The organism is Paenarthrobacter sp. NPDC091711 (genome assembly GCF_044756605.1).
Classification (GTDB): domain Bacteria; phylum Actinomycetota; class Actinomycetes; order Actinomycetales; family Micrococcaceae; genus Arthrobacter.
Map to the genome: position 1 here is coordinate 1 of NZ_JBIVTF010000011.1, position 12612 is coordinate 12612.

General features: G+C 64.1%; 13 protein-coding genes. 8 read left to right on the forward strand and 5 right to left on the reverse strand.

Going from position 1 to position 12612, the window contains the following annotated elements:
• Both ACIQH5_RS15855 and ACIQH5_RS15860 read left to right on the forward strand, forming a co-directional pair.
• Window positions 1–521: class II fructose-bisphosphate aldolase (locus ACIQH5_RS15855; RefSeq protein ID WP_400405072.1), on the forward strand; the 521-nt coding region annotated here is incomplete at its 5' end.
• Window positions 521–943, forward strand: a complete 423-nt coding sequence (locus tag ACIQH5_RS15860; RefSeq protein ID WP_400405073.1) for a DUF3151 domain-containing protein — start codon at window positions 521–523, stop codon at window positions 941–943. The genes ACIQH5_RS15855 and ACIQH5_RS15860, both read left to right, overlap by 1 nt.
• Window positions 944–1011: 68 nt before the next feature.
• Here the strand turns inward: ACIQH5_RS15860 and ACIQH5_RS15865 are convergent, their stop codons facing one another.
• From ACIQH5_RS15865 to ACIQH5_RS15875, 3 genes are read right to left on the reverse strand one after another with little or no spacing between them, the layout of a single operon-like run.
• Complete coding sequence (locus tag ACIQH5_RS15865) at window positions 1012–1833, reverse strand: ABC transporter ATP-binding protein (protein WP_400405074.1); 822 nt, start codon at window positions 1831–1833, stop codon at window positions 1012–1014.
• On the reverse strand, window positions 1830–2894 hold the full coding sequence (fepG, locus tag ACIQH5_RS15870) for an iron-enterobactin ABC transporter permease (RefSeq protein WP_400405075.1): 1065 nt from the start codon (window positions 2892–2894) through the stop codon (window positions 1830–1832). Before fepG ends, ACIQH5_RS15865 begins: the two co-directional genes overlap by 4 nt.
• A complete protein-coding gene (locus ACIQH5_RS15875; protein WP_400405077.1) occupies window positions 2891–3949 on the reverse strand; it encodes an iron chelate uptake ABC transporter family permease subunit in 1059 nt (352 codons plus the stop codon). The genes fepG and ACIQH5_RS15875 overlap by 4 nt, the downstream gene beginning before the upstream one ends.
• A gap of 184 nt (window positions 3950–4133) precedes the next feature.
• Between ACIQH5_RS15875 and ACIQH5_RS15880 the strand changes: the two genes are divergently transcribed.
• The gene (locus ACIQH5_RS15880) at window positions 4134–5126 is read left to right on the forward strand and encodes an ABC transporter substrate-binding protein (RefSeq protein ID WP_400405337.1); all 993 of its coding nucleotides are present in this window, start codon (window positions 4134–4136) and stop codon (window positions 5124–5126) included.
• A gap of 88 nt (window positions 5127–5214) precedes the next feature.
• Here ACIQH5_RS15880 and ACIQH5_RS15885 read toward each other — a convergent pair whose 3' ends face one another.
• Window positions 5215–5847 (reverse strand): hypothetical protein, encoded by a 633-nt coding sequence (locus tag ACIQH5_RS15885; protein ID WP_024819365.1) that lies wholly within the window; start codon window positions 5845–5847, stop codon window positions 5215–5217.
• Between the two features lie 588 nt (window positions 5848–6435).
• On the opposite strand from ACIQH5_RS15885, the gene ACIQH5_RS15890 reads away from it, so the two are divergent.
• The 5 genes from ACIQH5_RS15890 (at window position 6436) to ACIQH5_RS15910 (ending at window position 11842) form a co-directional block, all read left to right on the forward strand.
• On the forward strand, window positions 6436–7176 hold the full coding sequence (locus tag ACIQH5_RS15890) for a SipW-dependent-type signal peptide-containing protein (RefSeq protein WP_400405079.1): 741 nt from the start codon (window positions 6436–6438) through the stop codon (window positions 7174–7176).
• 9 nt (window positions 7177–7185) lie between these two features.
• Complete coding sequence (locus ACIQH5_RS15895) at window positions 7186–7773, forward strand: signal peptidase I (protein ID WP_400405080.1); 588 nt, start codon at window positions 7186–7188, stop codon at window positions 7771–7773.
• 58 nt (window positions 7774–7831) lie between these two features.
• Window positions 7832–8614 (forward strand): hypothetical protein, encoded by a 783-nt coding sequence (locus ACIQH5_RS15900; protein WP_400405082.1) that lies wholly within the window; start codon window positions 7832–7834, stop codon window positions 8612–8614.
• A complete protein-coding gene (locus ACIQH5_RS15905) occupies window positions 8611–10347 on the forward strand; it encodes a choice-of-anchor G family protein (protein ID WP_400405084.1) in 1737 nt (578 codons plus the stop codon). The genes ACIQH5_RS15900 and ACIQH5_RS15905 overlap by 4 nt, the downstream gene beginning before the upstream one ends.
• 205 nt (window positions 10348–10552) lie before the next feature.
• Window positions 10553–11842 carry an adenylosuccinate synthase gene (locus ACIQH5_RS15910; protein WP_400405086.1) on the forward strand — a complete coding sequence of 430 codons (1290 nt, stop codon included), beginning with the start codon at window positions 10553–10555 and terminating at the stop codon, window positions 11840–11842.
• Here ACIQH5_RS15910 and ACIQH5_RS15915 read toward each other — a convergent pair.
• On the reverse strand, window positions 11839–12582 hold the full coding sequence (locus ACIQH5_RS15915; protein WP_400405089.1) for a DUF2306 domain-containing protein: 744 nt from the start codon (window positions 12580–12582) through the stop codon (window positions 11839–11841). The two genes, ACIQH5_RS15910 and ACIQH5_RS15915, sit on opposite strands and share 4 nt — an antisense overlap.
• Window positions 12583–12612 lie beyond the last annotated feature (30 nt).

Genomic DNA, 12612 nt, shown 5'->3' on the forward strand with positions numbered 1-12612 from the left:
GCGAAGAAGACGGTGTTGAGAACGAGATCAACGAGAAGCTGTACACCACCACCGAAGACGCCCTCGCCACGATCGAGGCCCTCGGTGCCGGCGAGCACGGCCGTTACCTGACCGCGTTGACGTTCGGCAATGTGCACGGTGTGTACAAGCCGGGCAACGTGAAGCTCCGCCCGGAACTGCTCAAGCAGATCCAGGCCGAGGTTGGTGCGAAGATCGGCAAGGAAAACCCGTTTGATCTGGTCTTCCACGGCGGTTCGGGCTCCACCGAGCAGGAAATCGCTGACGCCGTTTCCTATGGTGTGATCAAGATGAACATCGACACCGACACCCAGTACGCATTCACCCGCCCGGTGGCCGGCCACATGCTCGCCAACTACGACGGCGTCCTGAAGATCGACGGCGAAATGGGCAACAAGAAGACCTACGATCCCCGCGTTTGGGGCGCTTCCGCCGAAGCCGGCATGGCCGCGCGCATCGTCGAAGCCGCCCAGCAGCTCGGATCGGTTGGCAAGACCTTCTAATGTCTGACGAATTCCGCAGAAACCTCATGGGGCCGGAGCCCACGCTCCTGCCCGCCGAAACCGAAATCTACCAGCACCTGGCTCTCGGCAACGAAGCGCTTGACCTGGTGGCGAAGAACCCCACGTCGTCCCTTCTGTGGGCCATCCTCGCAGAGGAAGCCTGGGCGGAAGGCCGGACCATCGAGTCCTACGCCTATGCCCGCGTTGGCTACCACCGCGGCCTGGATTCCCTGCGCCGCAACGGCTGGCGCGGAGTGGGACCCATCCCGTGGGAGCACGAGCCCAACCAGGGCTTCCTGCGTGCCCTCTACGCCCTGGGCCGTGCGGCATCGGCAATCGGCGAAGCTGAAGAGCCGGAGCGGATCGAGAAGTTCCTGAACGACTCGGATCCCAAAGCCAAGGCAGCGCTCGAGGCCCGCTAGGAACTCAAGCACGAAAACGACGGCGACCCTCACCAGAAAGGTGAGGGTCGCCGTCGTCGTTAAGGGTGTTAGTCCGTGACCGCCGCGTGCCTCGGCCGCCCGAGCGGTACCACCAGCGGCGTGTGCGTCACGGGGTCATCGATAATTTGGCAGGCCATTCCGAACACTTCGTCCACCAAGGATTCCGTGATCACGTCAAGGGGAGCGCCTTCGGCCACCACCACGCCGTCCTTCATGGCAATGATGTGGTCCGCATAGCGGCTGGCGTGGTTGAGGTCGTGCAGCACGGCAACCAAGGTGTGGCCCTTGTCCAGGTTGAGCTCGCGGAACAGTTCCAGCAACTCGATCTGGTGGGCGATGTCCAGGAACGTGGTGGGCTCGTCCAGGAGCATCAGCGGCGTCTGCTGGGCGAGCACCATGGCCACCCACACGCGCTGGCGCTGGCCTCCGGACAGTTCGTCCACCAGTCGCCCGGATAAGGCCGAAACGCCCGTGGCTTCCATGGCTTCCACCACTGCGGACTCGTCCTCCTCACTCCACTGCCGCAGCAGTTTCTGGTGCGGGTAGCGGCCGCGCGCCACGAGGTCCGCCACGGTGATGCCGTCGGGGGCGATGGAAGACTGTGGCAGCAATCCCAGGCGCCGTGCCAGCTCCTTAGCCGGAAGCGAGGTTACGGACTTGCCGTCCAACAGCACCTGCCCACTGCGGGGCTTGATGAGCCGGGCCAATGCACGCAGCAAGGTGGACTTACCGCAGGCGTTAGGTCCGACGATCACTGTGAACTTCCCCTCGGGGATGCGCACATTGAGGTTCTCGGAGATGATGCGTTGCTCGTAGCCGATGGTCAGGGCTTCGGCATGGAGCTGCGGCGCAGCTGTAGTGAGGCTCATGATTTCCTTGCTTCCCTGGCCAAAAGCCAGACGAGGTAGATACCGCCGATGCACACCGTCACAACACCAACGGGCAACTGGATCGGTGCGAACAGGCGCTGTGCGGCAAGATCGCTCGCCACCAGCAGGAAGGCGCCCATCACTGCGGAGGGAACCAGGGTGATGCCGGCGCTCCGGGTGAGTCGGCGGGCCAACTGCGGAGCGGCGAGGGCCACGAACGCGATGGGCCCGGCCACTGCAGTCACTGCCGCCGTCAGTGCGACGCCCAGAATCAGCAACAACAAACGCGTGGGTTCCGCCCGGACGCCCAAGGCGCGTGCGGCGTCGTCGCCCATTTCAAGAAGCTGCATCCGACGCGCCACTGCCAGCGTGGCCAAGCCAACCACAACAACCACGACGGCGGCAGGCGCCGCTTGCTCCCACGTGATGCCGTTGAGGGACCCGGCTCCCCAGACAGCAGCCGCCAGGGCGGCCTCAAGCTCGGCCTGCAGGATGAGCCAGTGGTTCAAGGCGGCGAGCATCGCACTGATGCCGATGCCTACGATGATGAGCCGGAAGCCCTGGGAGCCGCGGCGGTAAGCCAGTAAGTAGACGGCCAGAGCGGTGAGGACGCCACCCACCAGGGCGCCCGCTGCGATGCCAAGGTAGCCGCCGCCCACCGTCAGCATCACGATGAGTGCCCCGGTGTAGGCGCCCGTGTTGAACCCGATGATGTCCGGGCTGCCCAGCGGGTTGCGGGTCATGGACTGGAATATTCCACCGCTCATTCCCAAGGCCGCGCCGAACACCAGCGCCGCAAGTACACGGGGGAGACGCCACTCCATAACGATGGTCTGGGCGAGGCCTGGTGCATCGCCGGTGAAGGCTTGCAGGACCTGTTGCACGGAGACGTCGTAGTCGCCGGTGGCCAGTGAAACAACAGCCACAGCGAGTGCGGCCAAGGCCAACGGGATGCAGACGAGGATGCTCCGGACATCAAAAAGGAGGCTCAGGGAGCGGTTGCGGAGCAAGATCGTGGGCCGGCCAACGTCGATGCGGCTACCGGGATCCAAGCGCGTCATAGCCCGCTCACCTTCCGCCGACGAGCCAAGGCGATCAGTACGGGGGCGCCAATGAACGCGGTCACCACGCCTACCTGCAGCTCACCGGGCGCGGCCACCCTGCCAACGACGTCGGAGACCAACAGCAGGATGGGGGACAGGACCACAGTGGTGGCCAGGATCCAACGCTGGTCCGGCCCTACGATCCACCGGGCCACATGCGGAATCATGAGCCCCACGAATCCGATGGCGCCAGCCCCGGCGGTAGCTGCGCCGCTCAGGAGTGTGATGGCTACGATGCCCAGGACGCGTGTGCGGTTGACGTTGGCGCCGAGGGAGGTGGCGAGGTCATCACCCAGTGCCACGGCGTTGAGTCCACGGACGCAGAACAAGGCCACCAGGAGCCCCACACCCATGAACGGTGCCACGGTCAGGACGGACTCCATGCTGCGGGTGTCCAGCGAGCCGATGCTCCACGAGCGCAGGTGATCGAAGGCTTTGGGGTTCAAGAGGGTGAGCCCGGAGCCGATCCCGGTGAGGACCGCGCCCAAAGCAACGCCCGCCAGCGTCAGCCGGATGGGATTCACCACGTTCCTGCCGGAGGTCCCGATCAGGTACACGGCCGCGGTGGTGAGGATGGCGCCCGCAAACGCAAACCAGATGTAGCCGCTCAGGGAACCAATGCCAAAGACGCCAATTGCCAGCACTATCGCGAAGGATGCGCCAGCGTTGACGCCCAGGATGCCCGGATCGGCCAGGGGGTTCCTTGTGATGGCCTGGATGAGCGCGCCGGCCACACCCAGGGCAACGCCGACGGCGATCCCCATTAAGGTGCGTGGCAGGCGGCTTTCAAGAATGATCGCGTGATCGGCCGTGTCCTGCGGGTTGGTGAACGCTTCCAGGACAGTGGCCGCCGGGATGAACTTTGCGCCGACGCCCAGGCTCAGCACCACGGTGCCCAGCAGGACTGCCGCGGCAAGTACCAGGACAGCGATGCGCCAGCGGGATTTATTGACGACACCGGAACTGGCCACTGCGCTTGCAGCCGAACGGGCGGGAGCGGCTACTTGGGACATAGCGCCGTCAGGTGGGACACAGCAGGGGACCATTCCGAGAGGGGTGGGGCAGGAGAAGTGGGCCATCCCGTGACTGTTGTCACAACGTCACGGAAGTGTGCCTTAATTAGGTTAGCCTTACCCAGTGAAAAATGACGATTTTGAAGTGCAGCCCCGTAAGGCTTCCCGCATGCGCAAACTTGCCATGAAGGTGGCTGGCGCCGCCGTAGTGGTGGGCCTCCTCGCGGGCTGCGGCAGCAGTGGCGGCTCCGGCTCCACCGCTGGCAACGCCGATGTTGCCACCGGCGGATCCAAGTTCACCACCGCGGACCAGGAAACGGCAAAGCTCGGCACGGACGCCGCCCCCGGCGTCTTCCCGCGCACTCTCAAGCACGCCAACGGGGAAACCACCCTGGAGAAGAAGCCCACCCGCGTGGTGGTCCTCGACACCGGTGAGCTGGACGACGTCGTGAGTCTCGGCATCACGCCGGTAGGCATGGCCACCACCGAAGGCGCCAACCCTGTTCCCACGTACTTGGCTGACAAGGTCAAGGACGTGGCCTCGGTTGGCACCATCCAGGACCTCAACCTTGAGGCCATCGCAGCGCTGAAGCCGGACCTCATCCTGGGCAGCCAGCTCCGCGCCGACAAGCTGTACAAGCAGTTGTCCGCCATCGCTCCCACAGTGTTCAGCATCCGTCCGGGCTTCCCGTGGAAGGAGAACTTCCTCCTGGTGGGCAAGTCCCTGGGTGAGGAAGACAAGGCCGTCAAGGCGCTCAACGACTACCAGACCGAAGCTGACGCCCTCAAGGCAGACGTCAAGGGCGATCCCAAGATCTCGCTGGTCCGCTTCCTCCCCGGCAAGATCCGCCTCTACGCGAACAAGTCGCTGATCGGCGTCATCCTGAAGGATGCCGGCCTGGCCCGTCCGGAGAACCAGAACATCGATGAACTCGCAGCGGAGATCTCGGCCGAGAACATCGAACAGGGCGATGCCGACTGGATCTTCTACAGCAGCTACGGCGATCCCGCAGCCACCGGCGAAACGTCCGTTGTTGAAGGCGCCGTCTGGCCCAAGCTCGGTGCAGTCAAAGCCGGCCAGGCCAAGGCCGTCAGCGACGACGTCTGGTTCCTCGGCCTCGGACCCACAGGCGCGCAGCTGATCCTGAAGGACCTCCGCAGCATGCTGGTCGGCTAATAGACCCAACCCCCACAACAAGCACCCCAACAACGAACGGCGGCCCCCACCAAAAGGTGAGGGCCGCCGTCGTTAAGCGCAGGGGTAATTAGGCCTTGCGGGGAATGCCCGTGCGGGCCATGGCCTCGGCGTAGGCGCCGTGGATGGCGTCCAGGTATTCCTGCTGGCGGGCCGGGGTGCCGGCGAAGGAGCGGCCACCGAGCGAGCGGACCTTGAAGGTCTTGAAGCCGCGGCGCGCGATGCTGGCCGGTGCGGCCTTCATGAGCTGATCGGCGAGGCGGTGTGCCTCGTTGCCGTGTGCCACCAGGGCGGAGGTGCGCGGAAGGAGCTGCAGAAGGCGCAGGAGCGGCTTGAGGCCCTCGGTGATGTTGGCGGGCGTCAGCTTGCCCGGTTCCTCGGAAGGTTCAATCCACGGGTACGCGTTCCAGGGCATCATGAGCTCGGGGCGCAGGCCCAGCTGCCACTGCATGCCCAGCATGCGGGTGGTGGCTTCTTCGTCGCCCGGGTTGATGAAACCCTCGCCGGTGTTGGTGCGCTGATTGGAGAAAAGGCTGACGATTCGGCAGTCATCCATGCTGTGGGCGGGGTCGATGTAGAGGACCTCGCTGCCCGGCTTCTGCACCTTGATGGAGTCGCACAGCTCGTTGACCTCGGCAATGTGCGGTTCGTAGCGGCGGTTCCAGAGGATTTCTTCGGGTGATTCAGTCGCCAGTTCTTGCATCAGGGGTTAGGTCTCCTAGGTGTTACAGCGCACCGTTCCAAGGTGCCGCGGGCATGCCGCAGCCAAACCTCAAAGGGTGCTGTTGGGGGCTAACTAACCTTACCGGACTATGGGGGTGAACGGGGCCTTGTTCGGCGCGCCTTCTGAATGCGACGCGGCGTGTTGCCCAAGAACGTGGCACGCATCTCGACGCCGACGGGCACCCCTCGACGCTGGCAGTCACTCTGCGCCATGATGCGGCCTATGGAGAAATCAGAGTCGTCCGCTGCCGCCACCGCCGCCTTTGAAGGTCTGGGAGCTGATTTGGCTTCGGCCGGGGTGGTGATGGGAAAAATGTTCGGGGCACGCTCCCTGATGATGAACAACGGCTCTTGCCGAATCGGCGCTGCACTTCGTGGCAGGCGGCTCGGCCACATAAGGCGGCCCGCACCGTCGTCGAACGTCCGCGTTAACCCTAAAGTGCACCCCGGCCCGCGGCGGCATTTCCCACCCACATACTGTCTTTGAAACCACCAGTTTCGGGGGAACCGTATGGCCACCCCACCAGATTCAGGTCTCAGCGTCACCTACCGTGGGGGGTAAGAAAAAATGGTCGCAAAAACGTCATCCAATAAGGCCACGAAGGTCCGGGCACTTCTTGCCGGTGGACTTGTGCTGGGCGTCGGCGCAGCTTTCACCTTGGCTGCCTGGACGGATAATGAGTGGATCTTCGGTAATTCAGGTGGGGACAACGGCCCCGGTACCCTGACGTACCACATGGAGCAGAACACGTTCACGAACACCAACGGCGGTGGGGCTGATCTGTGGAGCGACAAGCCGAACATCCCCACGGCGCCGGATTCTTCCGCAGGTGGAGACAACGATGGCGCCCTGACATTCGGTGCCATCTCGGCTGCCCTGAAGCCCGGCGATACGGCCTACGCACCCATGCAGCTCAGGGCTGCAGCGGGCTCGGAAGCGCTGACCGCCACCCTCGCCGAAGCCCTCAAGCTCGGCGGAACGGCCCCGGCATCTGACACCACTGACAACTCCCTGGCCCTCTACAATGCCTTGACCGTCCGCGCGGTTTCAGGAGTCACCAAGCAGAACTGCGCCGATGGTGTCCTGACCGGCGGCACTGACATTGTGGGTTCCGCAGGTGCCAGTGTGCCGTTGACCACCACGTCCGGCGTAGCCATCTCCTTGCCGAAGGGCGCAGACGCAGCTACCGCGGGCGCCGCAGTAGATGTCTGCTTCGCCATCACGCTGCCATCCTCGGTGACGGATGTGGCCCTTCAGGGCAAGCAGACCATCCCCCTGTGGAGGTTCACCAGCATCGCTGGCTCCTAGCCAAGCTCTGTGACAGAGCCTTTGACCCGGACCAGAAGCTCGTTCCCGCTGCCGCCCGCGGCCCCTGCCGTGGGAGGGGCGGGTTTCTGGCCCGTCATTTCCCGGATCCTTAAAGTCTCACGCGAAGTCGCACTCACTGTGGTGGCCCTCTTGGGGTTGCTGTGCATCGTGGCGTTGGTTCTGGGGTTCATTTTCAAGGCCTCGTTTGTGGTGTTCAGGACAGGCTCCATGGAACCGGTCTATCCCGTGGGGGCGTTGTCGCTCACCGTTCAGGTGCCGGCTGAGTCGCTGGTTCCCGGCGACGTCGTCTCAGTTCAGCGTTCCGAATCCGGGGTGTTGGTAACGCACCGGGTGGTCTCGGTGGAGCCCGACGGTTCCGGGGCATCCCTCAGGCTCAAGGGTGATGCGAACAGTTCCGAGGATCCGCTGCCCTACGAGGTGGAAACGGCTCAAAAGGTGCTGGCAACAGTCCCTGCTGTCGGCTCTTGGGTGATGGCCATGAGGGGACCAGGTTTCATTGGCGGCGCCACCTTGGCCGTGGCCGTGCTGGTGGTGTGGGCCTACTGGCCCAAACGGGTTGCCCGGCACAAGGGGTGACCTGGCCCGCGCAAGGATTTAACAGCGCGCAAGGATTCAACAGGGAGGTGATTGAGCAGTGAAGTGGTGGATGCAGGCAGCGAGGCCGGCAGCGGTGGTGTGCGCCGCCGTCGTGTGTGTATTGACGTTTGCCTTTCCCGCCAAAGCTGCCGATCAGCTCATTCCTGTTCTGGAGAACGGCACGCCCGGCCTGCTGTGGCTCTCCTCATCCGTGTACCCCTTGGAGTTTCCCGCACTGGACGCCGGGGACTCCTTTTCCTGGCAGATCGGGTTGTCTCTTGAGAAGCCACGGGCAACGTCCACGCTCCAGCTGACGGCGGGCGGTGGACTGGCCGGGGCCGGCGGTTACGCCATCGCTGTGGACGAATGCGCCACTCCCTGGCAGGGCGACAGCGGACTCAACCAGCAACTGGAATGTCCGCTGGGTTCGACCTCCCGGATCGCCGCCACCACCTTGGACGCCTGGGACCAGAGCGTGCGGATTCCGCTCAGGGACTTACACGCCGGAACGTCGCCCTACCTGCGTTTCACACTAAGCAAACCACTGAACAGCGCACCCGCGGAGGGTGCCAACCTCACCTTGGGAATCGGGATCACTGCCATGGGAGACGACGACGGCGGGGGCGCACCTTCGCTGCCACCGCCCGCAGACGGGAACACCTCGACCCACGGACGCGAACCTCTCGGAGACACCGGAGCATCGTCCTTGCCGGCACTCTTCGCTGGTGGCGGGTTGCTCCTTGTGGGGGCTGCGCTCCTGACCATGATGAGGCGCCCGCGAGAAACTGCGGACCCGCACGGAAGCTCAGACCCGCGCGAAACCTCAGGGCAGAGCGCATGAGGGCACGGCACATCTTCCGCCGTGTCCTGGGCCGGCCGCGACGCTTGGTGCTTGTAGCAGCCACCGCAGCGATCACACTCGCTGCGACAACCAGCGTCACCACCGCTGCCTGGACGGACAACGAATGGGTGAGAAGCGCCGTCGGCGTCAGCTCGCCGGGCGACTGCAGCACCACCACCATGTTCACCAACCAGTCCTGGGCCAGGCAGTTGCAGGGCACAGTGCTGAACACCAGCCTGGACACTGTTGCCGGAGTCCAGGGGCTGACCGTGCTGAACAACGGCACCACGGCCACACGCACACCCCTGTCCGCAACCCTCGTTCCCGGAACCACGGACGCTTACGTCACCAAGATCCCCGTCTCAGTGCTGGGCAGCAGCCCCATCTCTGTGGGCTTGGGACTGGGGTTGCCCGTGGGCGGCGTGGGCACCTACACACAGTGGGCCCGCTCCGAGAACAGCGGCCAAGCACATGGTGCGTCCGGCCTGGTCTCGGATCAGACCGGTGCCGTGGACGTCGCCGGGACAGCGCAGGGTGCGGCCACCGCGCCGAAATCGGCCAGTATTTCCTTGGGGAACATCGTCCCGGCCTCGCTGGCCGGAGTCACGCTGGACGTAGGGGCAGTAGCCTCGTCGTCACAGCTGGACGGCTGCGACATGGTCAACGGATGGCCCACGCTGGACCCCACACCCGAGGTGCAACGCCAATACGGCATCGCAGGCTTGGACCTGAACGCGGCTGTTCCGGCCGTGGGCACGCTGTCCACGCAGGGTGCCTCGCTGGTGGGAGCCGTGCCCACACAATTGAACGCGTTGTTGGGGACCGGTGGGTTGACCACCGGGATTACCAATGGACTAAAAGCGATCGTGGATCCGCTGCTCGGGACACTGGCGCTGGGAACCTATAGCACCACGGCTACTTTGAGTGCTCCGAACCTCACCGGAGTGACAGCGCTGATGACGGAGTCCATGACGGACGGGATCGTGACGGTGGACCTTGGCGCTGGAACAGTCAAGGTGAATATCGCCGCCTTGGCAGGCAGCAGCACCCTTGGCCTGAACGGGATGGAACCGAACCACGCAGTTGTGCTGGACGCGGCAATGACGGCGGCGGTCACCTCCAGAGTTACCGCCTTGTTGGACTCGTGGAAAAACCGGGTCCTGGCGGCAGTTACCGTGGCGCTGAGCAATATCACCCTCGAAGCAACCACGACCATTGACCTCAGAGCACCCCTGCTGGGCACCCCCTTAGCCAAAGTGACGGTAGCCATTGGTCCGGCCTCACTTGGAAGCTTCCTGGCCGGTACGGCAACAGCGCCGAAAGTAACCACTCAAGTTCTTGGGGGCGATGCGCTGGGTGTGGTGACTGCGCTGCTCAACACTCTCCTGGGTCCCCTGTCCACCGGCACCAACAACGTGGTCAAGAACGTCCTCAACGCCACCATTTTCAACACCGGGCTCGTCACCAACCTGGGCTCAAGCCTGCAGTTACTGATCACACCGGTGATTAACGCCGTCGGGCCTCTCCTGACAGCAGTCCGGTCTCTGGTGGCCATCAACGTCAACGTGCAACCGGATCAAAGCTGGCCCGGGACCAAACCGGCGGATGTTACGGCGGCAGTGGGGGAGTACAAGGTCTCGGCCATCAGAGTGGGGCTGGTGGACAGTGCCGGCTTGTTGAGCCTGCAACTGGGCAGTTCCTCGGCTGGTCCTGTGGCGCTCGCCGTTCCTTGACTTATCCACAACGGCACCCCAACGCCGGGCAAACACCAGAGAAACCGTTGTGATCGGCTAAACTTGGCTGGTAAGAGCCCCGAAACTCTTGCGTATGCCGTGCCTCCGGGCAGGCTGCACCAGCTACGTCGGGGCATTCTCATGTACGGCGTCTAGTCCTGGTCATCCGGCTGGGTTTGGGCCCGAAAGAATGGGGGAGGATCCCATGCCCGCTATCGTGATCGTCGGAGCCCAGTGGGGCGACGAAGGCAAAGGCAAAGCAACCGATCTGCTCGGTGGCCGCGTTGACTACGTGGTCAAGCCCAACGGCGGTAACAACGCCGGGCACACCGTGGTTGTTGGCGGTGAGAAGTATGAGCTGAAGCTCCTTCCCGCGGGCATCCTGAGCCCCAACGCAATCCCCATTATTGGCAACGGCTGCGTGGTGAACCTGGAGGCACTCTTCCAGGAAATCGATGGCCTTGAAGCCCGTGGCGCGGACACCTCCCGCCTTCGCGTTTCGGCCAACGCCCACTTGGTTGCCCCGTACCACCAGGTGCTGGACAAGGTGACCGAACGCTTCCTTGGCAGCCGCGCCATCGGCACCACCGGCCGCGGAATCGGCCCTGCGTACATGGACAAGGTGGCCCGCCTGGGCATCCGCGTCCAGGACGTCTTTGACGAATCCATCCTCCGCCAGAAGGTGGAAGGTTCGCTGCGCCAGAAGAACGAACTCCTGGTCAAGGTCTACAACCGCCGCGATATCGTGGTGGACGAGATCGTGGAGTACTTCCTGTCGTTCGCTGAGCGTCTGCGCCCGCTGGTTATTGACAGCACACTTGTCCTCAACAACGCCCTGGATGAGGGCAAGGTTGTGCTCATGGAAGGCGGCCAGGCAACGTTCCTGGACGTCGATCACGGCACTTACCCGTTCGTCACCTCGTCCAACCCCACGGCTGGCGGCGCGTCCGTTGGCTCGGGCATCGGTCCCACCCGCATTTCGCGGTCCATCGGCATCATCAAGGCCTACACCACCCGTGTCGGCGCCGGACCGTTCCCCACGGAACTGTTCGACGACATGGGCGTCTACTTGCAGAAGACCGGCGGCGAGTTTGGTGTCAACACCGGCCGTCCCCGCCGCTGCGGTTGGTACGACGCCGTCCTGGCCCGCCACGCTTCCCGCGTCAACGGCTTCACGGATTACTTCGTCACCAAGCTGGACGTGCTCACGGGCATCGAGCAGATCCCTGTCTGTGTTGCCTACGACGTTGATGGCGTGCGCCACGACGAGATGCCCATGACGCAGACCGAGTTCCACCACGCGGTCCCCATCTTCGAGTACTTCGACGGCTGGACCGAGGACATCACCACCGCCCGCACCCTGGAAGACCTCCCCGAGAATGCGCGCAATTACGTGCTGGCCCTCGAAAAGCTCTCCGGCACGCGCTTCTCGGCAATCGGCGTCGGCCCGGACCGCGACCAGACGATCGTTGTCCACGACCTGATCAACGACTAAGCACTCTTAAGTTCACGACGACGGCGGGTCGCCCGGGGTTCCTCACGGAACTTACGGGCGGACCGCCGTCGCTGTATGAAGTACTCGGCCACCACCAGATTGATCACCCAGGCTGCCCCCATGAGCACAGCCCGCACGGTCTGGTCAGTGGGGCCTGCGATCAGCATCCATGACAGCAGAACCAGCGCCTGCGTCCCGGCTCCCACAGCGATTGCGTAGGCTCGCGTCATCCAGGCACCGTGTGCCGCAAAGTCCCGCCGGCGTATCGCCAGCAGACCCAGCATGATGCTTCCCAGCATTCCGAAGCCGAAGATCAGGCGAAGAACCAGGAGGGACTGGCCGTCGGTTTCCGGGAGGGTGTAGAACATGGACATCCACAGGCCGGACAAGGCAGCTAGCAGTCCTGCCGGAACCAAAACGCGCCCGGCGGCCTGGTGCCAGGACCATGTGCGCCGTTGACGTTGTGAGCCGCGTTGACGCGGGTTACCGCGTCGAAGAGCAGGGACGAATTGAAACGCTCCCAGCAGGCTGTACACCGTGACGGTGACGATATGGGTCACCACCGGGATGGGCGAAGCGAAGAACCTGGCGTTCTCAGGCGTCACAGTTGCGCCGCCGGCGAGTTGGGTGAGGCGCGCCGCGCCGGCGATCACCGGGATGAGGCTGAGGATGATCAGCGCCGCGGGCACGCCCCAATTGATGCCGCGGCTCCGGGCAGAGGGGGTGGTTGTGGATGTCATGGCTGCTGCCTGCGTTCTTGGGTTGTTAGC

Excerpts from the sequence above, each read along its gene's own strand:
- ACIQH5_RS15915 (WP_400405089.1), bottom strand. The coding sequence starts at position 12,582 with ATGACATCCACAACCACCCCCTCTGCCCGGAGCCGCGGCATCAATTGG.
- ACIQH5_RS15890 (WP_400405079.1), top strand. The coding sequence starts at position 6,436 with ATGGTCGCAAAAACGTCATCCAATAAGGCCACGAAGGTCCGGGCACTT.
- ACIQH5_RS15885 (WP_024819365.1), bottom strand. The coding sequence starts at position 5,847 with ATGCAAGAACTGGCGACTGAATCACCCGAAGAAATCCTCTGGAACCGC.
- ACIQH5_RS15910 (WP_400405086.1), top strand. The coding sequence starts at position 10,553 with ATGCCCGCTATCGTGATCGTCGGAGCCCAGTGGGGCGACGAAGGCAAA.
- ACIQH5_RS15880 (WP_400405337.1), top strand. The coding sequence starts at position 4,134 with ATGAAGGTGGCTGGCGCCGCCGTAGTGGTGGGCCTCCTCGCGGGCTGC.
- ACIQH5_RS15875 (WP_400405077.1), bottom strand. The coding sequence starts at position 3,949 with ATGTCCCAAGTAGCCGCTCCCGCCCGTTCGGCTGCAAGCGCAGTGGCC.
- fepG (WP_400405075.1), bottom strand. The coding sequence starts at position 2,894 with ATGACGCGCTTGGATCCCGGTAGCCGCATCGACGTTGGCCGGCCCACG.
- ACIQH5_RS15905 (WP_400405084.1), top strand. The coding sequence starts at position 8,611 with ATGAGGGCACGGCACATCTTCCGCCGTGTCCTGGGCCGGCCGCGACGC.
- ACIQH5_RS15860 (WP_400405073.1), top strand. The coding sequence starts at position 521 with ATGTCTGACGAATTCCGCAGAAACCTCATGGGGCCGGAGCCCACGCTC.
- ACIQH5_RS15865 (WP_400405074.1), bottom strand. The coding sequence starts at position 1,833 with ATGAGCCTCACTACAGCTGCGCCGCAGCTCCATGCCGAAGCCCTGACC.